Origin of the sequence: Geodermatophilus telluris, from assembly GCF_900102745.1 — a bacterium.
GTDB lineage: Bacteria > Actinomycetota > Actinomycetes > Mycobacteriales > Geodermatophilaceae > Geodermatophilus > Geodermatophilus telluris.
Window position 1 is genome coordinate 1 of sequence record NZ_FMZF01000001.1, and the last position, 26,962, is coordinate 26,962.

A 26,962-nucleotide genomic window follows, 5' to 3' on the forward strand; every position below is an offset into this window, starting at 1 on the left:
GACGGGGTATTACTTGGCACTGACTTTCGGCACGCTGTTGAGTTCTCAAGGAGCGGACGCACACCAACTCGACCCTCTCGGGCTCTGTCGGAGGCGGCTTGTCCCACTCTACGCCGTCTCGCGGAGGTCTGCACCGCTGGGGTGCTCTCCGCGGGCCTCTCGGCCCCGTCCGGCGCGAAGAGAACAGTACACGACCTCCCGGGGTCGTGCACGCGGGGTCCCCGTCACGCCGCGTGGGGCCGGTCAGAGGCCGAGGAAGGACTCGATCCCCACGGTCAGGCCGGGGCGGCGGCCGATCTCGCGCACGGCCAGGAGCACGCCCGGCATGAAGGACGCGCGGTCGAAGGAGTCGTGCCGGAGGGTCAGGGTCTCCCCCGCCGCTCCCATCAGCACCTCCTGGTGGGCGACGAGCCCGGTGAGGCGCACCGCGTGCACGGGGATCCCCTCGACGTCGGCCCCACGGGCGCCGGGCAGGGCGTCGGTGGTGGCGTCGGGCGCGGGGGGCAGGCCGGCCGACCTGCGGGCCGCGGCCACGAGGCGGGCCGTCCGCACCGCCGTCCCCGAGGGGGCGTCGACCTTGTTCGGGTGGTGCAGCTCGACGACCTCGGTGGAGGGGAAGAACCGGGCCGCCTCCTGCGCGAAGCGCATGAGCAGCACCGCGCCGATGCCGAAGTTCGGGGCGATCACCACGCCGACGTCCGGCTTGGGCTCCAGCCACTGCGCCACCGTGGCCAGCCGCTGCTCGTCGAAGCCGGTCGTGCCGACGACGCAGTGGATGCCCTGGTCGATGCAGAACCGGATGTTGTCCATGACCACGTCGGGACGGGTGAAGTCCACGACCACCTGGGCGCCGGCGTCGGCCACGTTGAACAACCAGTCGCCCTCGTCGACCATCGCGACCAGCTCGAGGTCGTCGGCGGCGTCGACCGCGCGCACCACCTCGGTGCCCATGCGCCCACGGGCACCGAGCACGCCGACCGCCGTCCGCGGCGGTTCGGCCGCGGGGACGCCGGCGGCCTGGTGGTCGGGTGCGGGTGGCGTCGTGGTCACCGGGTCAGGCTTCCCGGCGCCCGGTCGGGGTGCAACACCGGGTCCCCGTCAGCGGACGGCGGCGCGTCGCTCCCCCACGGACCACGCCAGCAGGCCCAGACCGACCCCCGCGGCGTCGGCCAGCCAGTCGAGCACCGAGCCCGACCGCGCCAGGGCCGACACCGCCTGGACCACCTCGCTCACCGCGCCGTAGGCCAGCAGCAGGACGCCGAGGGGCACCGGGCGGACGCCCGACCACCGCCCCGCGACCGCCAGCGCCAGGAACAGCGCCAGGTGCACGACCTTGTCCACCCCGGGCGGCGCGGCGGGCACGTCCGAGGCCGGGGCGAACAGCACCGCCAGCGAGACGAGCACCGTCACGGCGAACGCGCCGCGGGACAGCGCACCGTGCACCCGCAGCGCGGGGTGCGGGCGCCGGGTGGCCACGGTCGCGCCGCTCAGAGCCGGTCGAGGTCGGCGGCGCGGTAGGGGCCGACGACCGCCAGGCAGGTCTCCCGGGTGAGCAGGTCGGCGGCGACGGCTCGCACCTGCTCCTCGTCGACGGCGGCGATCCGCTCGAGCACCTCGCGCACCGGCACGTACTCCCCGTGCGAGAGCTCGCTCTTGCCCAGCCGGCTCATCCGCGACCCGGTGTCCTCCAGGCCCAGCACGGTCCCGCCGCGCAGCTGCCCGCGGCCGCGGGCGACCTCCTCGGCGGTGAGCCCGTCGGCGGCCACGCGCGCCAGCTCCTCGCGGACCAGGCGCAGCACCTCGGGCACCCGCTTCTTGGAGCAGGCGGCGTAGACCGAGAAGGAGCCGGTGCCGGCGTAGGAGGTCAGCGCCGAGCCGACGCTGTAGACGAGCCCGCGCTTCTCCCGGACCTCCTGGAAGAGCCGCGAGCTCATCCCGCCGCCGACCGCGGTCTCCAGCACCGCCGCGGCGTAGCGCCGGTCGTCGAAGCGGCTCAGGCCCAGGCTGCCCACCAGCAGGTGCGTCTGCTCGGTGCGGCGCGACACCAGCCCGGTCGGCCGGGCGGGCCGCTCGAGGGCGGCGTCGTCCCCCCGGCGCAGCGGGGCGGGCACTCCGTCTCCGGCGAGCCGGCCGCCGAAGACCGCCGTCACCAGGTCGACCACCTGCTGGTGGTCCACCCGCCCGGCGGCGGTGACCACCATCGAGGGGGCGGCGTAGCGCGAGCGGTACCAGCCGTCGACGTCGTCGCGGGTCAGGCCCTCGATCGACTCGACGCTGCCCAGCACCGAGCGGCCGAGCGGGCCGCCGCCGAAGAGCGTCTCGGCGAACAGGTCGTGCACCAGGTCGGAGGGCTCGTCGTCGCGCATGGCGATCTCCTCGAGCACCACCGTCCGCTCGGACTCCAGGTCCTCGGCGGTGTTGAGCGCCTCGGTGACCAGGTCGCCGAGCAGCGTGACCGCCAGCGGCAGGTCGCTGGCGAGCACGTTGGCGTAGTAGCAGGTGTGCTCCTTGGCGGTGAAGGCGTTCATCTCACCGCCGACGGCGTCCATCGCCGTCGCGATCTCCAGCGCGCTGCGGCTGCGGGTGCCCTTGAACAGCAGGTGCTCGAGGAAGTGCGAGGCGCCGGCGACGCGGTCGCTCTCGTCGCGGGAGCCCACGCCGACCCAGATGCCGAGGGTCGCGGACAGGACGCCGGGCATCGTCTCGGTGAGCACCCGCAGCCCACCGGGGAGCACCGTGCGCTCCACCCGGCCGCCGTCGTCGTCGACGTCGAGGACGGAGGGCACACCGACCGGGGCCGGGACGAGCCCGAGGTCCACAGACCCCGTGCCCGTCCCGGCCCCGGTCGTCGTCGGGTCGGCGGCCGTGTCAGGCCTCCGCGGGTGCGTCGGCCGGGGCGGCCGCGTCACCGGCGGCAGCACCGTCGCCGGCGGCCTCGGCGGCCACCGGGACGAGGCTGATCTTGCCGCGGGCGTCGATGTCGGTGATCTCGACCTGCAGCTTGTCGCCGACGTTCACCACGTCCTCGACCTTGCCGATGCGCTTGCCGCCACCGAGCTTGCTGATGTGGACCAGGCCGTCCTTGCCCGGCAGCAGCGAGACGAAGGCGCCGAACGGCGTGGTCTTGACGACGGTGCCGAGGAAGCGCTCCCCGACCTTCGGCATCTGCGGGTTGGCGATCGCGTTGATGCGGTCCACCGCGGCCTGGGCCGAGGGACCGTCGGAGGCGCCGACGTAGATCGTGCCGTCGTCCTCGATGGTGATGTCCGCGCCGGTCTCGTCCTGGATCGAGTTGATCATCTGGCCCTTGGGGCCGATGACCGCACCGATCTTGTCGACCGGGATGCGCACCGTCGTCACGCGCGGGGCGTACGGGCTCATCTCGTCGGGGGCGTCGATGGCCTCGTTCATCACGTCGAGGATGTGCAGCCGGGCGGCGCGGGCCTGGGTCAGCGCCTGGGCGAGCACGTCGGACGGGATGCCGTCGAGCTTGGTGTCCAGCTGCAGCGCCGTGACGAAGTCCTTGGTGCCGGCGACCTTGAAGTCCATGTCACCGAAGGCGTCCTCGGCGCCGAGGATGTCGGTCAGCGCGACGTACTGCGTCTTCCCGTCGACCTCGTCGGAGACCAGGCCCATCGCGATGCCCGCGACCGGGGCGCGCAGCGGCACACCGGCGTTGAGCAGCGACAGGGTGGAGGCGCAGACCGAGCCCATCGACGTCGAGCCGTTGGAGCCCAGCGCCTCGGACACCTGCCGGATCGCGTAGGGGAACTCCTCGCGGTCGGGCAGCACCGGCAGCAGCGCCCGCTCGGCGAGCGCGCCGTGGCCGATCTCGCGCCGCTTGGGGGAGCCCACGCGGCCGGTCTCGCCGGTGGAGTACGGCGGGAAGTTGTAGTTGTGCATGTACCGCTTGCGCGTCTCGGGCGACAGCGTGTCCAGCTGCTGCTCCATCCGAAGCATGTTGAGCGTGGTGATGCCCAGGATCTGGGTCTCGCCGCGCTCGAACAGCGCCGAGCCGTGCACCCGCGGGACGACCTCGACCTCGGCCGACAGCGGCCGGATGTCGGTGACGCCGCGGCCGTCGATGCGGACCTTGTCGCGGAGGATGCGCTGGCGGACGACCTTCTTGGTGACGGCGCGGAAGGCGGCCGACACCTCCTTCTCGCGGCCGGCGAACTGCTCGGCCAGCGAGGCGGCGACCTCGTCCTTGAGCGCGTCGGTGGCGTCGTTGCGCTCCTGCTTGGCGGCGATCGCCTGGGCCTGCGTCAGCCGCTCGAGGGCGGCGGACTCGACGGCGGCGTAGACGTCGTCCTGGTAGTCGAGGAAGCGCGGGAACTCCGCGACCGGCTTGGCGGCCTTCTCGGCCAGGGCCGACTGGGCCTCGCACAGCGCCTTGATGAAGGGCTTGGCGGCCTCGAGGCCCTGCGCGACGACCTCCTCGGTCGGGGCGGACGCGCCGCCGGCGACCAGCTGGACGGTCTTCTCGGTGGCCTCGGCCTCGACCATCATGATCGCGACGTCGCCGTCGGGCAGCAGGCGGCCGGCGACGACCATGTCGAAGACGGCGTCCTCGAGCTCGGCGTGCGTCGGGAAGCCGACCCACTGGCCGTCGATCAGCGCGACGCGGGTGCCGCCGACCGGGCCGGAGAACGGCAGGCCCGACAGCTGGGTCGAGGCCGAGGCGCCGTTGATCGCCAGCACGTCGTAGAGGTGGTCGGGGTCGAGCGCCAGGACGGTGATGACGACCTGGACCTCGTTGCGCAGGCCCTTGGCGAAGGTGGGGCGCAGCGGGCGGTCGATGAGCCGGCAGGTGAGGATCGCGTCCTCGCTGGGGCGGCCCTCGCGGCGGAAGAAGGAGCCGGGGATGCGCCCGGCGGCGTACATCCGCTCCTCGACGTCGACCGTCAGCGGGAAGAAGTCGAAGTGCTCCTTGGGCTGCCGGCCGGCCGTGGTGGCCGACAGCAGCATGGTGTCGCCCGAGGTGACGACGACCGAGCCGGCGGCCTGCTTGGCCAGCCGCCCGGTCTCGAAGGTGATGCTGCGGCTGCCGCGGCTGCCGTTGTCGATGACGGCGGTGGCGGTGGTGACGCCGTCCTCGGGGTCGTACTCGGCAGCCACGCCGTTGGTGGCCTGGCTGCCCTGGGTGGTGGGTGCGGACACGTCGTCCTCTTCCTGCGTCGCATGCGGCGACGTCCTCTTCGTGGCGTCCTGCGCCGGACTGCTGCCGGGTGACCGGTCTTCGATCGAAGCCCCCGGGGTCGTTCCCTCCGTCGAGGAGGGGCACACCCGGGGGCCACCACCGAGGACCGATCAGCGTCGGCGCGCGCGGCGGGGCGCCGGGGCTCGCGGGGCGGGTGCCCCACGAGAGAGGGGACCGTCCCGGTGGGACGGCCCCCTCCGGGGTCAGCGGCGCAGACCGAGCCGCTCGATGAGCGACCGGTACCGGCTGATGTCGGTCTTGGCCAGGTAGTTCAGCAGCCGGCGACGACGGCCGACCAGGAGCAGCAGGCCCCGGCGGCTGTGGTGGTCGTGCTTGTGCTGCTTGAGGTGCTCGGTCAGGTCGCTGATCCGGCGGGTGAGCATCGCGACCTGGACCTCGGGCGAGCCCGTGTCCCGCTCGACCGTCGCGTAGTCGGTCATGATCTGCTGCTTCGTCGCGCTGTCGAGCGCCATGGACGGGCCTCCTGGCCGGTTCTCGTGTGGCCCCCGGTCTGACTCACGGGGGCAGGTGACACACATCGCCGTGCACACACGGCGTCTCGCAGACTACCAGCGGGCCGGCGGGGTCCCCGTCGCGGTGCGGGCCGGCTCCCCCGAGCGCGGTCCCGGCGAGCGGGGCCCGGGGACGGCACGTGGTCGCGGTGCGGTCCGGGGGACCGCGGTGTCACACCCCGAGGACGGCGCGGGTGCGGGTGACGTCGTCGGCCATCGTGGCGACGAGCTCGTCGACCCCGGCGAAGGAGGTCATCGGCCGCAGCCGCTCGACGAACTCCACGCCGACGTGCTCGCCGTAGAGGTCGCCGGAGAAGTCGAGGACGTGCGCCTCGACGGTGCGCCGCGTGCCCTGGAAGGTCGGGTTGGTGCCCACCGAGACGGCCGCGGGGCGGCTGTCGACCGTGCGCCCGGCGAGGTCGCGGGTGACCAGCGACCCGGCGTAGACGCCGTCGGCGGGGATGGCGGTGAAGGGCGGGCTCTCCACGTTCGCCGTCGGGTAGCCCAGCTCGCGGCCGCGCCGCTCCCCCCGGACGACGACGCCGTCGACCCGGTGCGGCCGGCCCAGCGCCCGGGCGGCGCTCGCCATGTCGCCCGCGGCGACGCAGGCGCGGATGTAGGTCGAGGAGATGGTGACCTCGCCGTCGGCCGAGGAGTCGCCGGCGAGGGGTAGGCCCTCCACGGCGAAGCCGAACCGGCGGCCGTCCTGGGTGAGCGTCGCGACGCTGCCGGCCGCCTTGTGCCCGTAGGTGAAGTTCTCCCCGACGACGACGGCCGCCGCGTGCAGGTCCTCCACCAGCACCGCGTGGGTGAACTCCTCGGGCGTCCACCGGCTGAACTCCTGGGTGAACGGCAGGACGCACATCGCGTCGACGCCGAGACCGGCGACCAGCTCGGCCTTGCGGTCGAGCGAGGTGAGGATCGCCGGGTGCGTCCCGGGGCGGACCACCTCGGTGGGGTGCGGGTCGAAGGTGACCAGCACGCAGGGCCGGCCGAGGGCGCGGGCGCGGGCCACCGCGGTGCCGATCAGCTCCTGGTGGCCGCGGTGGACGCCGTCGTACATGCCGATGGTGACCACCGTGCGGCCCAGGTCGCCGGGGGTCGCCTGCAGTCCCCGCCAGCGGCGCACGTCGTCAGGACCCGGGTCGCTCAGGCGACCCGGTGCAGCCAGCCGTGGGTGTCGGGCACCCGGCCGTGCTGGATGTCGAGCAGGTGCTCGCGCAGGCCCGTGGTGACCGGGCCGGGCTCGCCGGTGCCGACGGTGAAGTCGCCGGTGCGGGCCCTGACCTGCCCGACCGGGGTGATGACGGCGGCGGTGCCGCAGGCGAAGGTCTCGGTGACCGTGCCGTCGGCGACGCCGGAGCGCCACTCGTCGACGCTGAACCGGCGCTCGGTGACCCGCACGCCCCGCTCGCGGGCGACGGCGATCAGCGAGTCGCGGGTGATGCCGGGCAGCAGCGTGCCGGTGAGCTCCGGCGTGACCAGCTCGGCGTCGTCGCCGGAGCCGAGGACGAAGAACAGGTTCATCCCGCCCATCTCCTCGACGTAGCGCTTCTCCACCGCGTCGAGCCACACCACCTGGTCGCAGCCGGCCTCGATGGCCTGCTCCTGCGCCAGCAGGCTGGCGGCGTAGTTGCCGGCGCACTTGACGTCGCCGGTGCCGCCGGGCGCGGCCCGGATGTAGTCCTCCGACAGGTAGACCGACACCGGGTGCACACCGCGCGGGAAGTAGGCGCCGGCGGGGCTGGCGATGACCAGGAAGAGGTACTCGTGCGCCGGCCGCACACCCAGGAAGGGCTCGCTGGCGAGCTGGTAGGGCCGGATGTAGAGCGTCTGGTCGGGGCCGGTGGGCACCCAGTCGCGGTCGGCGTCGACGAGCGCGTCGACGGCGGCGAGGAACGCCTCCTCGGGCACCGGCGGCATGGCCAGCCGGCGGGCACCGCGCGCGAAGCGGGCGGCGTTGGCCTCGGGGCGGAAGGTGGCCACGCTGCCGTCGGGCTGGGCGTAGGCCTTGAGCCCCTCGAAGATCGACTGCGCGTAGTGCAGCGCCGCGGTGGCCGGGTCGACCTGCAGCGGCGCGTACTGCGTCAGGCGGGCGTCGTGCCAGCCGCGGCCGGCGGTGTAGCGGGCCACGAACATGGAGTCGGTGAAGTGCCGGCCGAAGCCGGGGTCGGCCAGCACCGCCTCGCGCTCGGCGGCCGGGCGACGGGACACGTCCTCCACGGTCACCGGCACACCCTCGGTGAAGACCCGGGACGAGGTGCGGCTGTCGGCGAGCGTGTCGGTCATGTCTCCCACCTGGGCGAGCTCGGGGCAGGACCGGCGGACGACCGGCCCGCCGTTCACAGTAGCGCCGGGCCCGGCGGCGGCCGGGAGCCGACCGCCGCCGGCTCCCCCGGGCAGGTCAGGGCCGGTCGGGCGCGGAGCTCTCGATCACCTCGTAGGACCACAGGTGGTGCGAGTCGCTCGCCGCGGGGGCCAGCTCGTCGCCGCCGCCCTCGTGCGCCCGGGCGAAGTCCTGCCCGCCCTCCCAGGCGCGGTAGGCCTCCTCGCTCGACCACCGCGTGTAGACCAGGTACTGGTCGGTGCCCTCCAGCGGGCGCAGCAGCTCGAACCACTCGAAGCCGGGGGTCTTCTCCACGGCGCCGGCGCGGCCGCGGAAGCGCTCCTCGAAGCGCTCCTGGGCGTGGGGCGGGACGCTGATCGCGTTGATCTTGACGACGCTCATGGACGCCCCCTTCCCGGCAGCGGTGCCGGCCAACCACCGCCGGCCACCTCCTGCGGGGGTCCCCGGCCGGGGTGAGGATGGCGCGGTGACCCCGGAGAAGCGGCCCGGCGTGCTCCTCGACGTCGACGGCACCCTGCTCGACACCAACTACCTGCAGGTGCTGGCCTGGTGGCAGGCCTTCCGCGACACCGGGCACGACGACGTGTCCATGGCCGACTGCCACCGCGCGATCGGCATCGCCAGCGAGCAGCTGGTCACCCACCTGCTCGGCGAGGGCGCGTCCGACGCCGAGGAGGTCTCCGAGGCCAAGACCCGCCGCTACGAGCCGCTGCGGGAGCTGGTGGCCGCCTTCCCGCGCGTGGACGAGCTGCTCGCCGCCTGCCGGGAGCGGGGCCTGGCCGTGGTGCTGGCCACCAGCGGCAAGGAGTCCGACCTCGAGTGGATGGTGCCGGCGATCGGTGGCGAGGACGTCGTCGACGGGGCGACCACCTCGGCCGACGTCGAGTCGGCCAAGCCCGCGCCGGACCTGCTGCGCACCGCCGCCGAGGCGCACGGCCTCGACCCCGCCCGCACCGTCGCGGTCGGCGACACCGTCTGGGACGTGCGGGCGGCCCGGGACGCGGGCTTCCCCTGCATCGCGCTGACCTGCGGCGGCATCTCGCGGCAGGAGCTGCTCGAGGAGGGCGCCGACGAGGTCTACGCCACCCCGGCCGACCTGCTCGAGCACCTCGACGACTCGCTGGTCGGCAAGCTCGTCGGCTAGCTCGTCGGCTAGGCCGGCGGGAAGCCCACCGAGACCCGGGCGGTGGAACCGGCGTCCTCGACCAGGGCCACGAGCCGGCCGGCGGGGTCGATCGCGGCGGACAGCCCCGGCCGTCCGGTGGCCGCGATGCGCTGCCCGTACCCGAGGGCGCGTGCCTCGTCGTCGGTGAGCCGCCGCTCGGGGTAGACCGCCGTCGCGGCGTCGGGGAGCGAGAGGGTGCCGGGGCCGCCGCCCGCGGCCAGCGCGGCCGCGGCCTCCTCGACCGGCGCGGCCTGGGCGGTGGTGAACGGGCCGGAGGCGGTGCGGCGCAGCGCGGTGAGGTGACCGCCCACGCCGAGTGCCGCCCCGGCGTCGCGGGCGATGGCGCGCACGTAGGTGCCGGCGGTGCAGGCCACGCTGACCGCGACGTCGACCAGGTCCGGGGCCGGCCGGGTGACCGCGTGCACGTCGATGCGGTGCACGGTGACCGGGCGCGGCTCCAGCACGACCTCCTCGCCGGCGCGCACGCGGTCGTAGCTGCGGCGGCCGCCGACCTTGACCGCGCTCACCGCCGAGGGCACCTGCAGCAGCGGCCCGGTCTGGCCGGCCAGCGCCGCGCGGACGGCGGCGTCGTCGAGGTGCCCGGCCGGCGTCGTCGTCAGCACCTCGCCCTCGCGGTCGTCGGTGACCGTCGTCTGCCCGAGGCGGATCGTGGCCTCGTAGACCTTGTCCGCGCCGCCGAGGTGGCCCAGCAGGCGGGTGGCCGCGCCGACGCCGAGCACGAGCAGGCCGGTGGCCATCGGGTCGAGGGTGCCGGCGTGGCCCACCCGCCGCACCGAGAGCACGCGGCGGGCCCGGGCGACGACGTCGTGGGAGGTCATCCCGCCGGGCTTGTCGACCAGCAGGACGCCCGGGGTCACGTCGGCGTCGGCGGCGCGGCGGCGGCTCATGCGCCCACCGTGGCAGGCGCGGTCAGCCACCTCTCCCCCGCCACCCGGACGACGACGGCGACCAGCCGCAGCGCGATGAACAGCGTCAGGCCGGTCCACACGCCGGCCAGTCCCCACCCCAGCGGCCCGGACAGCAGGGACAGCGGCAGGAAGCCGACGAGGGCCGCGCCCACGGTGACCGTGCGCAGGTAGCCGACGTCGCCGGCGCCCATGAGCACGCCGTCCAAGGCGAACACCACCCCGGCGAGCGGCTGGAAGCCGGCGAGGAACCACCAGACCAGCCCGGCCTGCGCGCGGACGGCGGGGTCGTCGGTGAACAGCGGGACGACGAGGTCGCGGCCGGCCAGCAGCACGGCGGCGACCAGCACGCCGGTGCCCAGGCCCCACAGCACGACCCTGCGGGCGGTCGCGCGGGCCTCGTCCGGCCGCCCGGCGCCGAGCGCGTGGCCGACCAGGGTCTGCGCGGCGATGGCGTAGGCGTCGAGGACCAGCGCGAGGAACAGGAACAGCTGCAGGGCGATCTGGTGCGCCCCGAGGGCCGCCTGCCCGGTGCGCGCGGCGACGCCGGCGGCCACGAGGAAGGCCAGCTGCAGCACGGTGGCGCGCAGAAGCAGGTCGCGGCCGAGGACCAGCTGCGCACGGACGGCGGCCGGGCGGAAGCGCCAGTCGGCGCCCTCGCGCAGCAGCGCCCGCACGAACAGCGCCGCCGTCAGCGACTGACCGGCGAGGTTGGCGACCGCGGAGCCGGGCAGCCCGAGGCCGGCCGGGTGCACCAGCAGCGGGCACAGCACCAGGCTGAGCAGGCTCCCGGCGAGGACGAAGCGCACCGGACGGCGCAGGTCCTGCACGCCGCGCAGCCAGCCGTTGCCGGCCAGGGACACCAGCAGCAGGGGTGCGCCGCACCCGGCGACGCGCAGCCACTGCTCGCCGGCGGCGGCGACGTCACCGGGCCCGCCGGCGAGCGCGCGGGTCAGCGGCCCGGCGAGCACCTGGAACAGCAGCACGACGGCGGCGCCGAGCAGCAGCGCCAGCCAGGTGGCCTGCACGCCCTCGGCGACGGCACCCGCGTGGTCACCGGCCCCGGCCCGGCGGGCCGCGCGGGCGGTGGTGCCGTAGGCGAGGAAGTTGAGCAGGGCCGCCGCCCAGGCCAGCAGGCCGCCCCCGACGGCCAGCCCGCCGAGCGGGACGGTGCCGAGGTTGCCCACCACGGCGGTGTCGACGAGCAGGTAGAGCGGCTCCGCGGCCAGCACCACCAGCGCCGGGACGGCCAGCGCGAGCACGCCCGGACCGCGCGGCGGAGGAGCCGCCGCGGGAGCGCGGGTGCCGCGGCGCGGGGGCCGGAGGCTCCCCGACGCGGTACCCGGGGTGGGCTCAGCGCCGGTCGGGGACGGCACGTGGACGCGGTCGGGGACCGGAGGCCGACGGTGCGCGGAGCTGCCGGCGGACCAGCTCGACGGTGCCCTCGCGGTCGAGGTGGGAGGTGAAGCCGGCCGCGGCGCGGTGTCCCCCGCCGCCGAGGGCCATCGCCACCCGGGCGACGTCGGTGGCCCCGCGGGAGCGCAGCGACACCGACCACGTGCCGTCGTCCTGGCCCTTGAGGACGCAGGCGACGTCGGCCTCGGCGGTGCTGCGGACGACGTCGACGAGCGCCTCGAGCTGCTCGCCGGGCAGCCCGTGCTCGGCGGCCTCGGCGGTGCTCGACCAGGTCCACACCAGCCCGTCGCCGACCTCGGGCTCGAGCGCCGCGCGGCCGGTCACCGCCGAGAGCAGGCGCAGCCAGCCGAAGGGGGCGGTGTCGAACAGCCGCCGGCTGATCGCGGCGTGGTCGATGCCGGTGCCGAGCAGCCGGGCGGCGAGGTGGTGGGTGTCGGGGCGGGTGCTGCCGAACCGGAAGGACCCGGTGTCGGCGGCCAGCCCGGCGTAGAGCAGCGTGGCCAGCTGCGCGTCGAGGTCGACGCCGAGCTCGTCGAGCAGCGCGGCGACCAGGACCACGGTGGCCGGCGCGGCGGGGTCGACGAGGCGGACGTCGCCGAAGCCGGGGTTGCTGGCGTGGTGGTCGAGCACCACCGAGGTGCCGGCGCGGTCGAGCACCGCGGCGAGCTCCCCGAGCCGGCCCGGGGAGGCGGCGTCGAGGCCGACGAAGACGTCGGGCGCCGCCGGCACCGCGGTCGAGGGCACCAGCCCCTCGGCGCCGGGCAGCCAGCCGAGGGAGGCCGGCAGCGTGGGCGGGCCGGGGAAGGTGGCCAGCACGCGGGCGCCGCGGCGGCGCAGGCCCTCGGCGAGGGCGAGCGTGCTGCCCAGGGCGTCGGCGTCGGGCTGCACGTGCCCGGAGAGGACGACGGTGGCCCGGGCGTCGGCCGCCGCGGCCAGCACGGCGGCGGGGGTGCGCCCGGTGGGGGACGGGAGCGGCACCGGGGTCAGGCGTCCGGGCCGGGGTCGGCGACCGGCGCGGCGTCGGTGTCCTCCGCGACCCGGCCGCCGCCGGGCGGCAGCGCGGGACCGCCGTCGCCCGGCTCGTCCGCGGCGATGCTGGGCGCCTCGCCGATCCGGCCCTCGCGGCCGCCGTCGGTCGGGTCGCCGGCGTTGGGCTCGACGCGGCCGCCGAGCTCGGAGCGGCCCTGTCCCTCGGCGGGCAGGTACGGGTCGGGGTCGTTCTCGCTCACGAGGCCTCCTCGCTGGCGCTCGTCGGCCGCGTTCGCGGCGCTGCTGTGTCATCGCGTGAGCTCGCGAGCTCGCTCACGAGGCGCTCCTCTGCTCGGAGGAGGACTCGACGTCCTCGGGGTCGTCGTCGTCCTCGGGGTGCCGGTAGGGGTCGGCGTCGCCGGCGTAGGTGGCGTGCTCGCGCAGCCGGGCGAGCTCGGCGTCGGCGTGCCGGACCCGCTCGAGCGCCTCGTCGAGCTCCCGGGCGGTGTCGGGGACGTGGTCGGCCACGAACGCCAGCGTCGGCACGAACTTGATGCCGGTCTGCCGGCCCACGGTCGAGCGCAGCACCCCGGTGGCCGAGGCCAGCGCCTTGGCGGAGTCGGCGACCGCGGTGTCGTCGCCGTAGACGGTGTAGAAGACCGTGGCCTCGCGCAGGTCGCTGGTGACGCGCGCGTCGGTCACGGTGACCATGCCCAGCCGGGGGTCCTTGATCTGCGACTCGATCGCGGCGGAGACGATCTGTCGGATGCGCACGGCGAGCTTGCGGGCGCGGGCGGGGTCGGCCACGGCGGACCTCCGGGGATCGGGGGCACGCCACGAGGCGCGCCCGGGTCGGGCAGGGAGCGGGGGGTCCTTCGTCTAGTCGGAGTCGGAGAACAACTGCCGGTGCGTCGACAGCAGGGTCACCTCCGGCCGCTCGGCCAGCAACCGCTCGCAGGCGTCGAGGACGTCGGTCACCTGGCCGGCGTCCCCCGCGACCGTGGCGACCCCTACCTGCACGCGCCGGTGCAGGTCGAGGTCGCCCACCTCGGCCGCCGCGACGGCGAAGCGGCGCCGCAGCTCGGCCACGATGGGCCGGACGACGGCGCGCTTGCCCTTGAGCGAGTGGACGTCGCCGAGCAGCAGGTCGGCGGTCAGCGCCCCCGTGAACACGGTGGAAGGACCCTCCTGCCCCTCAGCGCTCGCACGCCCGCACCGGGTCCCTGCAGGAGGGCCGAAACCCTCCTGCAGGGACCCTGACGTCGCTGTGTGCTACGCGCGCGGCTTCTCGCGCATCTCGAACGTCTCGATGACGTCCTCGACCTTGATGTCGTTGAACGACCCGAGCCCGATACCGCACTCGTAGCCGTCGCGGACCTCGGTGACGTCGTCCTTGAACCGGCGCAGCGACTCGACGCTGAGGTTGTCGGCGACGACCACCCCGTCCCGGACCAGCCGGGCCTTGGAGTTCCGGGTGATCGTGCCGCTGCGGACGATGGAACCGGCCACGTTGCCGATGCGCGGCACCCGGAAGACCTCGCGGACCTCCGCCGTGCCGAGCGCGACCTCCTCGTACTCCGGCTTGAGCATGCCCTTGAGGGCCGCCTCGATCTCCTCGATCGCCTGGTAGATGACCGAGTAGTACCGGACGTCGACACCCTCGCGGCTGGCGAGCTCGGTCGCCTGACCCTCGGCCCGGACGTTGAAGCCCAGGACGATGACGTCGTCGGCCAGCGCCAGGTCGATGTCGCTCTTGGTGATGCCGCCGACGCCGCGGTGGATGACCCGCAGCGAGATGTCGTCGCTCACCTCGATCTTCATCAGGGCCTCCTCGAGCGCCTCCACGGTGCCCGAGTTGTCGCCCTTGATGATCAGGTTGAGCTGGCGGCTCTCCTTGAGCGCGGCGTCGAGGTCCTCGAGGCTGATCCGCTTGCGCATGGAGGCGTTCTGCGCGTTGCGGATGCGGGCCTGACGACGGTCGGCGATCTGCCGGGCGACGCGGTCCTCCTCGACGACGAGGAAGGTGTCACCGGCACGCGGCACCGAGGTGAGCCCCACGACCTGCACGGGACGGGCCGGCAGGGCCTCCTTGAGCTTGTTGCCGTGCTCGTCGAGCAGCGACCGGACGCGCCCGTAGGCGTCGCCGGCGACGATCGAGTCGCCCTGGCGGAGCGTGCCGCGCTGGACCAGCACCGTGGCGACGGGGCCCCGGCCCTTGTCCAGCTTGCCCTCGATGACGACGCCCTGCGGGTCCTGCTCGGTGTTCGCGCGCAGGTCCAGGGAGGCGTCGGCGGTCAGCAGGATCGCCGTGAGCAGCTCGTCGATGCCCTGGCGCGTGGTCGCGGAGACGTCGACGAACATCGTGTCGCCGCCGTACTCCTCGGCCACCAGGCCGTACTCGGTGAGCTGCTGGCGGATCTTGGCGGGGTTGGCCCCCTCCTTGTCGATCTTGTTGACCGCGACCACGATCGGCACCTCGGCGGCCTGGGCGTGGTTGAGCGCCTCGACCGTCTGCGGCATGACGCCGTCGTCGGCCGCCACGACCAGGATGACGATGTCGGTCACCTTCGCGCCGCGGGCACGCATCGCGGTGAACGACTCGTGACCCGGGGTGTCGATGAAGGTGATCGGCCGCTCGTAGTCCTCCAGCTCGGTGACGATCTGGTAGGCGCCGATGTGCTGCGTGATGCCACCGGCCTCCCGCGCCACCACGTTGGTGTTGCGGATGGCGTCGAGGAGCTTCGTCTTCCCGTGGTCGACGTGGCCCATGACCGTGACGACCGGCGGGCGGGCCTCCCAGTCGGCCTCGTCACCCTCGTCGCCGAAGGTGAGGTCGAAGGTCTCGAGGAGCTCGCGGTCCTCGTCCTCCGGGCTGACGACCTGGATGTCCCACTCGATCTCGGCACCGAGCAGCTGCAGGGTGTCCTCGTTCACCGACTGGGTCGCGGTGACCATCTCGCCCAGGTGGAACAAGGCGGTGACCAGCGCGGCCGGCTGCGCGCCGATCTTCTCGGCGAGGTCGGTCAGCGAGGCGCCGCGGGGCAGCCGGACGACCTGCCCGTGGCCACGCGGCAGGCTGACGCCGCCCATGCTGGGCGCCGCCATGGAGTCGAACTCCTGACGCCGCTGCTTCTTGCTCTTGCGCCCGCGGACCGGACCGCGGCCACCGGGACGCCCGAAGGCACCCGCGGTACCCGCACCGGAACCACCGCGACCGCGGCCGCGACCGCCGCCGCCACTGCGGAAGCCACCGCCGGCCGGCGCGCCGCCGCCACCGGGGCCACCGCCGCCGCCGGGACGGAAGCCGCCACCGCCGGGTGCACCCGGACGGCCACGGCCACCGGGGCCACCGGGGCCGCCGCCGGGGCGGCCGGCACCGGCCGGACGCGGCGGCATCATGCCGGGCGAGGGCCGCTGCGGCATCATCCCCGGGTTCGGCCGGGGACCGCCGGGACCGGCGGCCGGACGCGGACCGCCGGCGCCGGGACCCGGACGCGGGCCACCGGGACGGGGACCGCCGGCACCCGGCGCGGGACGCGGACCGCCGGCGCCGGGACCGGGCCGGGGACCGCCGGCCGCGGGGCCGGGACGCGGGCCGCCGGCGGCCGGACCAGGCCGCGGGGCGCTGCTGAACGGGTTGTTGCCCGGGCGCGGAGCCGGGCGGGGACCCGGACGCGGGCCGGCACCGGGCCCGGCCGGACCGGCACCGGGGGCGCCGGGACGCGGCGCACCGGGAGCCGCCGGGCGCGGGGCACCCGGACGCGCGCCGCCGGGCACCGGACCGCCGGTCGGGCGCGGCGCGGGGGCACCCGGACGCGGTCCCTGCGGGGCGGCCGGCTGCTGCACCGGGGCACTGGCCGCCGGCGCCTGGGGCGCGGCCGGCTGCTGCACCGGGGCACTGGCCGCGGGCGCCTGCGGAGCGGCCGGACGCGGGCCCGGGGTGGGCGCGCCGGGACGCGGGGCACCGGGACGCGGACCCGGGGTGGCACCGGCCACCGGGGCCGGCGCCGACGGGGCGACGGGGGCCTGCGGGGCGCTCGCCACCGGCTGCGGCGCGGACGGGCGCGGCGCGGACGGGCGCGGCGCGGCGGGACGGGCCGCGGGGGCACCGCCGCCGTTGCCGCCGGCGGACGCGCCGAGGGCCTCCCGGAGCCGCCGGGCCACGGGGGCCTCGACGGTCGAGGAGGCGGACTTCACGAACTCGCCCTGCTCCTTGAGCTTGGCGAGCACGGTCTTGCTGTCGACCCCGAACTCCTTGGCGAGTTCGTGGACGCGGGCTTTGCCTGGCACGGATCTCCTCTGGTGAGGCCGGCGGCTCGCCCGCGCGACCTCGTCGTCAGTGGTGCATGGTCTGGCTTGTCATCGTGGGGACTTCACGGCTGGCTCATCCGACGACGTCCTGCTCTCGACGTGCGGACCGGCTGGGAGCCGGTCCGCCGGTGGGACTGCGGTCTGTCGTTCGTGGCGGTGCGCCCGCCCGGGCCGCCCGTCCGCGGGTGCTGGTGCACCGAGGACGTGGGCCCGGAGCGGACCGGCCTCCACCGCGGCGCCGCCTCCACCGGGGAGACGCAGCGCCCGGGGGAAGGCCCGGCGTCGCTCCGCTGCGCGCAGGCACTCCGGGGTGGGGTGCAGCGAGGCACCCCGGCCGGGGAGCCGGCGTCGCGGGTCGGGCACGAGGGCCCCGTCCCGGACGACGACGCGCAGCAGGTCGGTGACCGGAGCGCGCTCCCGGCAGCCCACACACGTGCGCACCGGGATCGACGTTTCGGCCACCCGTCATCCTAGCGCGCGGCGGGGCCCCGTTGTTCCGGGCGCCTGGGACCGGACCGGACACCGCCCGGTGCGGGGCGCCCACCGGGGGCGCCGGCCCGCACCGGCGGCGGGCCGGAGCGCAGCGGCGGGCGGCCCACCCCGGGCGAGGGCGCGGCGTCGTCGGGGGCGGCGTCGCTGCGGATGTCGATGCGGCAGCCGGTGAGCCGGGCGGCCAGCCGGGCGTTCTGCCCCTCCTTGCCGATGGCCAGCGACAGCTGGTAGTCGGGCACCACGACCCGCACCGCCTTGGCCTTCGGGTCGACGAGGGTGGCGGCGCTCACCCGGGCGGGGCTCAGGGCCGAGGCGACGAAGGTGGCGGGGTCGTCGGACCAGTCGACGATGTCGATCTTCTCGCCGTGCAGCTCGCTCATCACGTTGCGCACCCGCTGCCCCATCGGGCCGATGCAGGCACCCTTGGCGTTGAGCCCGGGCACCGCGGTGCGGACGGCGATCTTCGAGCGGTGCCCGGCCTCGCGGGCGACCGCGACGATCTCCACGCTGCCGTCGGCGATCTCGGGGACCTCGAGGGCGAACAGCTTGCGCACCAGGTTCGGGTGGGTGCGCGAGACGGTCACCTGCGGCCCGCGGTAGGTGCGGGCGACCGACACGACGTAGGCGCGCAGCCGGCTGCCGTGCGGGTACTTCTCCCCCGGCACCTGCTCGGCGGCCGGGAGCACCGCCTCGACCTTGCCGATGTCGACCAGGACCGAGCCCTGGGCGTTGCGGCGCGCGTCGGCCTGGACGACGCCGCTGACGATGTCGCCCTCCTTGCCGGCGTACTCGCCGAAGGTCTGCTCGTGCTCGGCGTCGCGCAGCCGCTGGACGATGACCTGCTTGGCGGTGCTGGCCGCGATCCGGCCGAAGTCGGAGGGGGTGTCGTCCCACTCGCGCACGACCTCGCCGTCGGTGCCCAGCTCCTGGGCGAGCACGGCGACCTCACCGGACTTGCGGTCGACGTGCACCCGCACGTGCTTGGCGGCGCCGTCGGCGTGCCGGTAGGCGGTCACCAGCGCCGTCTCGATCGCCTCGATGACCGTGTCGGCGGGGATGCCCTTCTCCCGCTCGACCGCCTTGAGGGCGGTCACGTCGATGTTCACTGTCCTCCTCCGTCGTCGCCCTCGTCGTCCAGCTGCTCGTCGTCCAGGTGCTCGTCGTCCAGCGGTTCGTCGTCGAGCCCGTGTCCCGTGTCGTCGGGGTCGTCGTCCCTGCCGGGGCGGGCGAACTCGACCTGCACCCGCCCGGCACCCAGTTCGGCCCACGGGACCTGCCGCGGGGTGGGCGGCTTGCGGCGCGCGCCGGGCTTGCCCGGCTTCTCCACCGCGAGCGTCACCCCGTCCTCGTCGACGGCCGTGACCCGGCCGGTCACCTGCTCGGTCGCGCCGGCCGGGCCGACGGCGACGCCGACCAGGCGGCCGGTGTTGCGCCGCCAGTGCCGCGGCTCGGTGAGCGGCCGGTCGACGCCGGGGCTGGTCACCTCGAGCACGTAGGGAGCGGCACCGAAGTCGCCGTCGTCCTGGTCGAGCTCCGCCGACACCGCCCGGCTGACCTCCGCGACGTCGTCGAGGGTGACGCCCTCGTCGCGGTCGACCACCACGCGGACGACGCTGCGCCGGCCCGCCGGGGTCACCACCAGCTCCTCGAGGTCGTAGCCGGCGGCGGCGACCACGGGCTCGATCCGGCCGGCGAGACGGGTGGCGGCCGGGTCCTGCCCACGGCCCGCGGCCGGGTCCTGCCGTCGGCCCGCGGCCGGGTCCTGCCGTCGCGTGGACACGGGCTCCCTCCCTCCTGGACCGGTCGGAGCTCGTGCTCGGCGGACCGCACCGCCCGGGGCCCGCGTCCGGCGGCGCGCGTCGCGCCGCACCGGCCGTGCGTACCCGGGGGAGCAGTCAGGCTACCGCTCCCCCGCCGGCCGCTCGCCCGTCGGCCCGGCCGGGCAGGACCCGCCCGTCGCTGCCCGGCGGGCGGCGGCGGGCCTGGGAGGATGGCGGCGATGTCCGCACCGCCCGCTCCCCTGTCCCCGGCCGGCTTCTCCCGGCGCGGCCTGCTCGCCGGCGCGGCCGGGCTGGCCCTGCTCGCCGCCGCCGGGTGCACCCCCGGCGGCTCCGGGGAGGCGGCCCGGGAGACCGCCGCGCAGGTCGACCGGCTGGCCGCGCAGGTCGCCGTCCAGGAGGCCGTGGTGGCCGCCTACGCCGCGGCCGGCGACGCCGACCCGGCGCTGCGCAGCGAGCTCGCGGTGCCCGCCGACCAGGCGCGCGACCAGCTCGACCGGCTGCGCGCGGCGGCACCCTCGGCGACGACCTCGGCCCCGCCCTCGGCCCCGGACGCGGTCCCGGCGGTCGCGCCGCCGGCCGGCGCCGACGTGCGGGGGTGGCTCCGGGAGCAGGTGGGCACCGCGGCGACGAGCCACGCGACGGCCTGCGTCGAGGCGGCCGGCGCGCGGGCGGCGCTGCTGGGGTCGGTGGCGGCCGGGCTGCGCGGCCACGAGGCCGCGCTGGCGTGAGGGGGACGGCGATGGCTGGGACGGCGGTGGCTGGGGACCGTGATGGCTGAGGACGGCGACGGCGCGGCGGGTGCCGAGGACACCGCGCTGCAGGACGCGCTCGCCGCCGAGCACGCCGCGGTGTGGGGCTACGGCGTCGTGGGCGCGGCGCTCCCGCCCGACGGGCGGGCGCCGGCGGTCGACGCCGAGCAGGCCCACCGCGACGCCCGGGACCGGCTGGCGGCGCTGCTCGACCAGCGCGGCGCCGACCCGACCCCGGCCGAGGCCGGCTACGAGCTGCCGTTCCCGGTGCTGTCGCCGGTGGACGCCGCGGCGCTCGGCGTCGTCCTCGAGGAGGGCGTCAGCGGCTCGTGGGTGTCGCTGCTCGACGCCGCCGCGGAGGTCGAGGTGCGGCAGCTGGCCGTGGACGGCCTGCAGGCCGCCGAGGCCCGCGCCGTCGGCTGGCGGGTCGCGGCCGGGCGGACGCCGGTCACCACGTCGCTGCCCGGCCTGTCCTGACCCCCCGGCCGGCGGTCCTCAGCCGAGGGCGCCGAGGAACGCGTCGGTGACGCCGACGGCGGCGCGGCTGGACTGGCCGGCCTCCACCAGGACGGCGAAGGCGACGTCGCCCTGGGGGCCGCCGAGCTGGTAGCCCACGAACCAGCCGTGGGAGTCCGGCGGGGTGTTGCCGCCGAACTCGGCGGTGCCGGTCTTGCCGTACACCTCGCCGCGGGCGGCCAGCGCGGTCGCCGTCCCCGAGAGCACGACCTGCCGCATCATCGGCCGCAGCTGGTCGAGGACCGCCTGGCCCGGACCCGCCGGCGCCGGCCCGGCCGGGTCGGCGCCGACGACCTCCACCGGGACGGCGGGGGTGCCGCCGGCGATGCCGGCGGCGACCAGCGCCATCTGCGCCGGGCTCACCAGCACCTCGCCCTGGCCGATGGCGTTCGCCGCCTTGGTGGTGCCGGTGGAGTCCGCGGGCACGCTCCCGGAGAAGACCTCGACCGGCAGCTCCCAGTCGGCGCCGATGCCGTAGGAGGCGGCCGCGGAGGCCAGCGCGTCGTCGGGCAGCTGCAGGCCGGTCTGGATGAACGTCGTGTTGCACGACTGGGCGAAGGCCTCGGTGAAGGGCACCGTGCCCAGGTCGAACTGGTCCTGGTTCTCGAACTCGCGCCCCTCCACGACCGTCGTCCCCGGACAGGCCACCGGGGTGTCCGGGGTGAGCGCGCCGGCGGACAGCAGGGCGGTGGCCGTCACCGTCTTCATGCTCGAGCCGGGCGGGTACTGCCCGCTCAGCGCGTTGCCGGCGGCGGCCGCCTCGTTCGAGGACACGGCCAGGAGCTCACCGGTCCCGGGCCGCACGACGACCAGGTGGGTGGCCAGCGGCTGGGTGGCGACGGCGGCGTCGGCGGCGTCCTGCAGCGGGCGGACCAGCGGCGTCTGCACCGGCTCGCCGGGCACCGGCTCGACGGCGCCGACCTCGCGGCCGGTGTCGCCGGTGGACGCGTCGGCGCTCACCACCGACACGGTGAACCCCGGGGTGCCGGTGAGCTGCTCCTGCAAGGCGCGCTGCAGGCCCGACAGGCCCAGCTGGTCGCCCGCGGCGTAGGCGGCCCCGTCGTCGCCGGTGGTCTCCTCGATCACCTCGGCGGTGGCCGCGCCGACGCGGCCGAGCAGCGCCGAGGCGAACCGCGCCGAGGGGGCCAGCAGCCGCGTGCTGGTGGGGAACACCGCGCCGGGCAGGTCGAACACCTGGGCGCGGATGGCCTCGAAGTCGGGCCGGCGCAGGGTGATCACCGGCACGAACTGGCCCGCCGGGGCGGCCTCGACGTCGGCGGTGATCTGCTCGGCCGGGATGCCGGTGGCCGCCGAGAGCGCCGCGGCGAGCGCCGGCAGGTCGGTGACCTCGTCCTTGGAGACGCCGACGTCGACCACCTCGGTGGGGGTGAACAGCGGCTGGCCCGCGGCGTCGGTGAGCGCGGCGCGGTCGGGCAGCGTCCGGGTCAGCTGCAGGCGCTGGCCGTCGGCCAGCTCGGGGTGGACGACGGTGGGCGCGGCCACGACCGCCCAGCCCTCGTCGCCCTCCCGGAGCTCCAGGGTGGCCTCGTAGGTCCAGTCGGGGGCGGCGGCGAGGTCCCAGGTGGCGGTCCAGCCGGCGGTGGCGGTGCCGTCGTCGACGCTGACCTCGCCGAGCTCGGCGGCGAGCGTGGCGTCGGGGAGGTCGGTCGCGGTCTGCTCGAGCAGGGCACCGGCCGCACCGGGGTCGGTGGTGGCCGCGGCGGCGGCGTCGGCGTCGCCGGCCGACCAGTCGTCGAGGAAGGCCTGCGCGGCCGCCCGGACGTCGTCCTCGGAGCTGCCGGAGCAGGCCGCCAGCGCCGGCGCGGCGAGGAGGGTCAGGACCGAACCGAGGACCGCCGTGCGTCGTGCTGCCACGGCCCCCCACCCTGTCAGACGCTGCTGCCGGTTCCCGGGAGGCGCTTCAGAACAGGACGCTGGCGTAGCAGCCGACCTCGCTGAAGCCGACCCGGCGGTACACCGCCCGGGCCGGGGCGTTGTAGTCGTTGACGTAGAGGCTGACCAGCGGCGCGATCGCCGTCCGGGCGTACTCGACGACGGCGGCCATGCCGGCGGCGCCGATGCCGCGGCCGCGCAGCGCCGGGGCGACCCACACGCCCTGCACCTGGCAGGCCGCGCGGGACACCGCGCCGATCTCGGCCTTGAACAGCACCTCGCCGTCCTCGATCCAGGCCAGCGACTGCCCGGCCCGCACGAGGTCCTCGACGCGGGCCCGGTAGCCGGCGCCCCCGTCGATGCGCAGCGGGCTGACGCCGACCTCCTCGGTGAACATCGCGACGGCGGCCGGCAGCAGGACGTCGACCTCGGCGGGCCGCACCGGGCGCACCCGCGGCTCGGGCGCCACCGCCGGGGGACCCTCGACGGCCAGGAGCGGCTGCCGGGGCCGGTGGTCGCGGGCCGGTCCCCAGGAGGGCTCGAGCAGCTCCCACAGCGGGTCGACGGCGGCCGCGGGCCCCACGATGGTCGAGCAGCGCCGCCCGGACCGGCGGGCGCGCTCGGCGAAGGCGGTGGCCGCGGCCCGCTCGGCGCCGGGGACGGCGAACGGGATGAGGTTCGCGCCGGCCAGGCAGACCGCGTCGAGGGTGCGGCCGCCCCCGATGCCCCACAGCGGGGCGCCGAGCGCCGCCGGCGCCGTCCCCGCGACCTCCACCCGCCCGGCGATCACGCAGGCCCCGACCGGGTCGAGCGCGAGGAGCCGGCGGACGGCCGGCTCGTCGGTCTCGTCGAGGACGCGGGCGGTCGGCGAGCGGAGCACGGGGGCGGGCGGGTCAGCTGACGGTGACGACGGGCGGGCCGGAGGCGACGCCGTCGTCGACCTGCTCGCCGGCGATCCGCATGGCCTCCTCGATGAGCGTCTCGACGATCTGCGACTCCGGCACGGTCTTGACGACCTCGCCCTTGACGAAGATCTGGCCCTTGCCGTTGCCGGACGCGACGCCGAGGTCGGCCTCGCGCGCCTCGCCGGGGCCGTTGACGACGCAACCCATGACCGCGACCCGCAGCGGCACCTCCATGCCCTCGAGCCCGGCGGTCACCTCGTCGGCCAGCTTGTAGACGTCGACCTGGGCGCGCCCGCACGACGGGCAGCTGACGATCTCCAGGCCGCGCTGGCGCAGGTTGAGGGACTCGAGGATCTGGTTGCCGACCTTGACCTCCTCGGCGGGAGGCGCGGACAGCGAGACGCGGATCGTGTCGCCGATGCCCTGGCTGAGGAGGGCACCGAAGGCGACGGCCGACTTGATGGTCCCCTGGAAGGCGGGGCCGGCCTCGGTGACCCCGAGGTGCAGCGGGTACTCGCACTGCGCGGCGAGCAGTTCGTAGGCGCGAACCATGACCACCGGGTCGTTGTGCTTCACCGAGATCTTGATGTCGCGGAAGTCGTGCTCCTCGAACAGCGAGCACTCCCACAGCGCCGACTCCACCAGCGCCTCCGGCGTCGCCTTGCCGTACTTGGCCAGCAGCCGCTTGTCCAGCGACCCGGCGTTCACGCCGATGCGGATCGGGATGCCGGCGCCCTTGGCTGCGCGGGCGATCTCGCCGACCTTGTCGTCGAACTTCTTGATGTTGCCCGGGTTCACGCGCACCGCGGCGCAGCCGGCGTCGATCGCGGCGAAGACGTAGCGCGGCTGGAAGTGGATGTCGGCGATGACCGGGATCTGCGACTTCCTCGCGATGACCGGCAGCGCCTCGGCGTCGTCGGTGTCGGGGACGGCGACCCGCACGATCTGGCACCCGGATGCGGTCAGCTCGGCGATCTGCTGCAGCGTCGCGTTGACGTCGGCGGTCTTGGTCGTGGTCATCGACTGGACGCTGACCGGGTGGTCGCTGCCGACCCCCACGTCGCCCACCATGAGCTGGCGGGTCCTGCGCCGGGGTGCGAGGACGGGCGGGGGTGCAGCGGGCATGCCGAGACCGACGACGGTGGACATGGCCCCGAGTATCCCCGCTCCGCGCAGGTCGGCGCCGCGACCTACTGGAGTGTGATCGGGTTGACCACGTCGGCGACGAGCAGCAGCCCCGACAGCGCGACGAACAGCCCGGCGACGACGTAGGCGACCGGCATCAGCCGGGCGATGTCGAAGGGCCCGGGGTCGGGGCGGCCGCGCCACCGGGCGACGACCGAGCGGGCCTTCTCGTACAGCGCCCCGGCCACGTGGCCGCCGTCGAGCGGGTAGATCGGCAGCAGGTTGAACAGGAACAGCACCAGGTTGACGCTGGCCAGCAGGCTGAGGAAGAACGACAGCTTCTCCAGGCCGCTGATCCGGTCGATCGCGAACACCTCGCCGGAGATGCGCCCGACGCCGACGACGCCGATCGGGCCGTTGGCGTCGCGCTCCTCGCCGAGGAAGGCGGCCCGGAACAGCTGCGGCACGCGCTCGGGGATCTCGACCAGCCGCTGCACCGACTGGGTGACGACCATCCCGAAGTACCCGGGCAGGGCGGACGGCGACTGGCGGGCGAAGCCGAACACCGGGCCGACGCCGAGGTAGCCGGCGGTCGTGGTGCCCTCGCCGTCCGCGGTGGCCACCACGTTCTCGATCGGGGTGACGGTGAGCTCCCGGCGCTGCCCGTCACGCTCGACGGTGAGGTCGAGGGGCTGGTCCGCCGAGCTGCGGATGGCCTGCTGGACCGTCGTCCAGCTGTCGTAGGCCGTGGGATCGACCTGCTGCCCGCCGATGGCCACGATCGTGTCACCCGGGCGGAGCCCCGCCTCGGCGGCGGGGCTGGCCACCGGGAGCGAGCAGCCCGGCGTGCCCTCCTCGCAGACCTGGCCCGCGTCGGCGCCGCTGGTGACGATCGGGATGTCGCAGACGTCGCGGCCCTGGTCCTCGGCGAGCCGGATGCTCTCCGCGCCGGCCGGCACCACGCAGGCGGGCACGGTCTCGACCTGGGTGGTGATGACGTTCGTGCCGATGGCGGTGAGCGTGACGGCGAAGAAGACGAGCGCCAGCACCAGGTTGTGGAACGGGCCGGCGAACATGACGACCACGCGCTGCCACCAGGGCTTCTTGTAGAAGACCCGGTCGCCGTCGCTGGGCAGCACGTCGTCGAGGGCCTGGCCGCGCACCTCGGCGATGAACGTGCGCATGCGGGTGGCCCGCTTGCTCTCGTGCTCCTCGGCCGGCGGGATCATGCCGACGATGCGGATGTAGCCACCCAGCGGGACGGCCTTGACGCCGTACTCGGTCTCGCCCCTGGTCCGGGAGAACAGCGTGGGACCGAAGCCGACCATGAACTGCGGCACCCGCATGCCGAACTTCCGGGCCCAGAAGAAGTGACCGAACTCGTGGAAGCCGATCGAGAACAGCAGCCCGACGAAGAAGGCGGCGATCCCGAGGACGGTCAGGAGCGTGCTCAGCTCGGTCCTCCGGCCAGGGCGGCGCGGGCGTGCTGCCGGGCCCACCGCTCGGCGGCCAGCACGTCGTCCACGCAGGTGGGTGCGCCGAGGTCCGGCGCGTCGTCGAGGGTACGCGCGACGAGGCCGACGACGTCCGGGAAACGCAGCCGTCCGGCGAGGAAGGCGGCGACCGCCTCCTCGTTGGCCGCGTTGTACAGCGCCGGGACGACGCCGCCGGCCTCCCCCGCCGCGCGGGCCAGCCGGACGGCGGGGAACGCGTCGGCGTCGAGCGGCGCGAACTCCCACGTGCTCGCCGTCGACCAGTCCAGGGCCGGCTGCACGTGCGGTAGCCGGTCGGGCCAGGCCAGCGCGAGCGCGATCGGCAGCCGCATGTCCGGCGGGCTGGCCTGGGCGATGGTGGCGCCGTCGGTGAAGGTGACCATCGAGTGCACGATCGACTGCGGGTGCACGACGACGTCGATGTCGGCGTAGGGGACGCCGAAGAGCAGGTGCGCCTCGATGAGCTCCAGGCCCTTGTTGACCAGGGTCGCGGAGTTGACGGTCACGACCGGCCCCATGTCCCAGGTGGGGTGGGCCAGCGCCTGCTCGGGGGTGACGTCGGCGAGCTCGGCGGCGCGGCGCCCGCGGAAGGGCCCGCCGCTCGCGGTGAGCACCAGCCGGGCGACCTCTCCCCTGTCCCCGCCGCGCAGGCACTGCGCCAGGGCGGAGTGCTCGGAGTCCACCGGCACCAGCTGGCCGGGCGCGGTGGCGGCGAGGACGAGGTCGCCGCCGGCGACGAGGGACTCCTTGTTGGCCAGGGCCACGGTGGTGCCCGCCCGCAGCGCCGACAGCGTGGGCCCCAGCCCGATGGAGCCGGTGATGCCGTTGAGGACGACGTCGGTGCGCCGCGCCGCCAGCTCCTCGGCGGCGCGCGGCCCGGCGAGGATCTCCGGCAGCGCGTACTCGCCCCGGGCCCAGCCGCGCTGCGAGGCCGCCGCGTAGAACGCCAGCTGCAGGTCCTGCGCCGCCGTCGCCCGGGCCACCGCGACGGTGCGCACCCCGAGGGTCAGCGCCTGCTCGGCCAGGCGGGCGACGTCGCCCCCGCCGGCGGCCAGCGCGGTGATCCGCAGCCGGTCGGGGTTCTGCGCGGCGACCGCGATCGCCTGCCGGCCGATCGAGCCGGTGGAGCCCAGCAGGGTCACCTCGCGCGGCTCGCTCATGC

26 protein-coding genes and 1 pseudogene are annotated in these 26,962 nt (G+C 75.7%); 3 read left to right on the top strand and 24 right to left on the bottom strand.

What is annotated here, in order from left to right; genetic code table 11:
- Window positions 1–243: 243 nt before the first annotated feature.
- The 8 genes from dapB to BLQ97_RS00040 all read right to left on the bottom strand — a co-directional run bounded on the left by dapB (window position 244) and on the right by BLQ97_RS00040 (window position 8,440).
- The gene (dapB, locus tag BLQ97_RS00005) at window positions 244–1,050 is read right to left on the bottom strand and encodes a 4-hydroxy-tetrahydrodipicolinate reductase (protein WP_091362326.1); all 807 of its coding nucleotides are present in this window, start codon (window positions 1,048–1,050) and stop codon (window positions 244–246) included.
- A gap of 48 nt (window positions 1,051–1,098) precedes the next feature.
- Entirely contained in the window at window positions 1,099–1,476 is a 378-nt protein-coding gene (locus tag BLQ97_RS00010; RefSeq protein ID WP_217636993.1) for a VanZ family protein, read from the bottom strand.
- 11 nt (window positions 1,477–1,487) lie between these two features.
- A complete protein-coding gene (locus BLQ97_RS00015) occupies window positions 1,488–2,819 on the bottom strand; it encodes a M16 family metallopeptidase (protein ID WP_091363721.1) in 1,332 nt (443 codons plus the stop codon).
- A 49-nt stretch (window positions 2,820–2,868) separates the two neighbouring features.
- A complete protein-coding gene (locus BLQ97_RS00020; protein WP_217636994.1) occupies window positions 2,869–5,160 on the bottom strand; it encodes a polyribonucleotide nucleotidyltransferase in 2,292 nt (763 codons plus the stop codon).
- Window positions 5,161–5,403: 243 nt separating this feature from the next.
- On the bottom strand, window positions 5,404–5,673 hold the full coding sequence (gene rpsO, locus BLQ97_RS00025; protein WP_091107983.1) for a 30S ribosomal protein S15: 270 nt from the start codon (window positions 5,671–5,673) through the stop codon (window positions 5,404–5,406).
- 211 nt (window positions 5,674–5,884) lie between these two features.
- Window positions 5,885–6,841: a bifunctional riboflavin kinase/FAD synthetase gene (locus BLQ97_RS00030; RefSeq protein WP_091362327.1), complete on the bottom strand. Its 957-nt coding sequence runs from the start codon at window positions 6,839–6,841 to the stop codon at window positions 5,885–5,887.
- 20 nt (window positions 6,842–6,861) lie between these two features.
- Window positions 6,862–8,001, bottom strand: a complete 1,140-nt coding sequence (locus tag BLQ97_RS00035; RefSeq protein WP_175471536.1) for a branched-chain amino acid aminotransferase — start codon at window positions 7,999–8,001, stop codon at window positions 6,862–6,864.
- Between the two features lie 115 nt (window positions 8,002–8,116).
- Window positions 8,117–8,440 carry an antibiotic biosynthesis monooxygenase family protein gene (locus BLQ97_RS00040; RefSeq protein WP_091362328.1) on the bottom strand — a complete coding sequence of 108 codons (324 nt, stop codon included), beginning with the start codon at window positions 8,438–8,440 and terminating at the stop codon, window positions 8,117–8,119.
- 85 nt (window positions 8,441–8,525) lie between these two features.
- Between BLQ97_RS00040 and BLQ97_RS00045 the strand changes: the two genes are divergently transcribed.
- Window positions 8,526–9,203 (top strand): HAD family hydrolase, encoded by a 678-nt coding sequence (locus BLQ97_RS00045; RefSeq protein WP_245691670.1) that lies wholly within the window; start codon window positions 8,526–8,528, stop codon window positions 9,201–9,203.
- An 8-nt stretch (window positions 9,204–9,211) separates the two neighbouring features.
- Here BLQ97_RS00045 and truB read toward each other — a convergent pair whose 3' ends face one another.
- From truB to rimP, 11 genes and pseudogenes are all read right to left on the bottom strand, one after another.
- Window positions 9,212–10,132, bottom strand: a complete 921-nt coding sequence (truB, locus tag BLQ97_RS00050) for a tRNA pseudouridine(55) synthase TruB (RefSeq protein WP_091362330.1) — start codon at window positions 10,130–10,132, stop codon at window positions 9,212–9,214.
- Complete coding sequence (locus BLQ97_RS00055) at window positions 10,129–11,412, bottom strand: MATE family efflux transporter (RefSeq protein WP_091362331.1); 1,284 nt, start codon at window positions 11,410–11,412, stop codon at window positions 10,129–10,131. Before BLQ97_RS00055 ends, truB begins: the two co-directional genes overlap by 4 nt.
- 91 nt (window positions 11,413–11,503) lie before the next feature.
- Window positions 11,504–12,544: a DHH family phosphoesterase gene (locus BLQ97_RS00060; protein ID WP_245691671.1), complete on the bottom strand. Its 1,041-nt coding sequence runs from the start codon at window positions 12,542–12,544 to the stop codon at window positions 11,504–11,506.
- 5 nt (window positions 12,545–12,549) lie between these two features.
- Entirely contained in the window at window positions 12,550–12,795 is a 246-nt protein-coding gene (locus tag BLQ97_RS00065; protein WP_091363730.1) for a hypothetical protein, read from the bottom strand.
- 73 nt (window positions 12,796–12,868) lie between these two features.
- Complete coding sequence (gene rbfA, locus BLQ97_RS00070; protein WP_091362332.1) at window positions 12,869–13,342, bottom strand: 30S ribosome-binding factor RbfA; 474 nt, start codon at window positions 13,340–13,342, stop codon at window positions 12,869–12,871.
- Between the two features lie 72 nt (window positions 13,343–13,414).
- On the bottom strand, window positions 13,415–13,708 hold the full coding sequence (locus BLQ97_RS00075) for a DUF503 domain-containing protein (protein WP_091362333.1): 294 nt from the start codon (window positions 13,706–13,708) through the stop codon (window positions 13,415–13,417).
- 99 nt (window positions 13,709–13,807) lie between these two features.
- Window positions 13,808–15,640, bottom strand: a complete 1,833-nt coding sequence (infB, locus tag BLQ97_RS23715; RefSeq protein WP_245691834.1) for a translation initiation factor IF-2 — start codon at window positions 15,638–15,640, stop codon at window positions 13,808–13,810.
- Window positions 15,641–16,678: 1,038 nt separating this feature from the next.
- Window positions 16,679–16,825: pseudogene (locus BLQ97_RS24110) on the bottom strand (translation initiation factor IF-2 N-terminal domain-containing protein); the annotation flags it as partial.
- Window positions 16,826–16,894: 69 nt separating this feature from the next.
- Window positions 16,895–17,308, bottom strand: coding sequence for a DUF448 domain-containing protein (locus BLQ97_RS00085; protein ID WP_091362335.1), 414 nt, complete (start codon window positions 17,306–17,308; stop codon window positions 16,895–16,897).
- Between the two features lie 8 nt (window positions 17,309–17,316).
- A complete protein-coding gene (gene nusA, locus BLQ97_RS00090; RefSeq protein WP_091362336.1) occupies window positions 17,317–18,444 on the bottom strand; it encodes a transcription termination factor NusA in 1,128 nt (375 codons plus the stop codon).
- Window positions 18,441–19,118 carry a ribosome maturation factor RimP gene (rimP, locus tag BLQ97_RS00095; protein ID WP_091362337.1) on the bottom strand — a complete coding sequence of 226 codons (678 nt, stop codon included), beginning with the start codon at window positions 19,116–19,118 and terminating at the stop codon, window positions 18,441–18,443. Before rimP ends, nusA begins: the two co-directional genes overlap by 4 nt.
- A 219-nt stretch (window positions 19,119–19,337) precedes the next feature.
- Between rimP and BLQ97_RS00100 the strand changes: the two genes are divergently transcribed.
- Both BLQ97_RS00100 and BLQ97_RS00105 read left to right on the top strand, forming a co-directional pair.
- A complete protein-coding gene (locus BLQ97_RS00100) occupies window positions 19,338–19,847 on the top strand; it encodes a hypothetical protein (protein ID WP_091362338.1) in 510 nt (169 codons plus the stop codon).
- Window positions 19,848–19,889: 42 nt separating this feature from the next.
- A complete protein-coding gene (locus BLQ97_RS00105) occupies window positions 19,890–20,345 on the top strand; it encodes a ferritin-like domain-containing protein (RefSeq protein WP_091362339.1) in 456 nt (151 codons plus the stop codon).
- An 18-nt stretch (window positions 20,346–20,363) separates the two neighbouring features.
- Here BLQ97_RS00105 and BLQ97_RS00110 read toward each other — a convergent pair whose 3' ends face one another.
- The 5 genes from BLQ97_RS00110 to dxr are packed head-to-tail and all read right to left on the bottom strand — an operon-like array spanning window position 20,364 to window position 26,960.
- Complete coding sequence (locus BLQ97_RS00110; RefSeq protein WP_091362340.1) at window positions 20,364–22,259, bottom strand: penicillin-binding transpeptidase domain-containing protein; 1,896 nt, start codon at window positions 22,257–22,259, stop codon at window positions 20,364–20,366.
- A 46-nt stretch (window positions 22,260–22,305) separates the two neighbouring features.
- Entirely contained in the window at window positions 22,306–23,157 is an 852-nt protein-coding gene (locus BLQ97_RS00115; RefSeq protein WP_091362341.1) for a GNAT family N-acetyltransferase, read from the bottom strand.
- A gap of 13 nt (window positions 23,158–23,170) precedes the next feature.
- A complete protein-coding gene (ispG, locus tag BLQ97_RS00120; RefSeq protein ID WP_091362342.1) occupies window positions 23,171–24,331 on the bottom strand; it encodes a flavodoxin-dependent (E)-4-hydroxy-3-methylbut-2-enyl-diphosphate synthase in 1,161 nt (386 codons plus the stop codon).
- 41 nt (window positions 24,332–24,372) lie between these two features.
- A complete protein-coding gene (locus BLQ97_RS00125) occupies window positions 24,373–25,806 on the bottom strand; it encodes a M50 family metallopeptidase (RefSeq protein WP_245691673.1) in 1,434 nt (477 codons plus the stop codon).
- The gene (gene dxr / locus BLQ97_RS00130; protein ID WP_091362343.1) at window positions 25,758–26,960 is read right to left on the bottom strand and encodes a 1-deoxy-D-xylulose-5-phosphate reductoisomerase; all 1,203 of its coding nucleotides are present in this window, start codon (window positions 26,958–26,960) and stop codon (window positions 25,758–25,760) included. Before dxr ends, BLQ97_RS00125 begins: the two co-directional genes overlap by 49 nt.
- Window positions 26,961–26,962 lie beyond the last annotated feature (2 nt).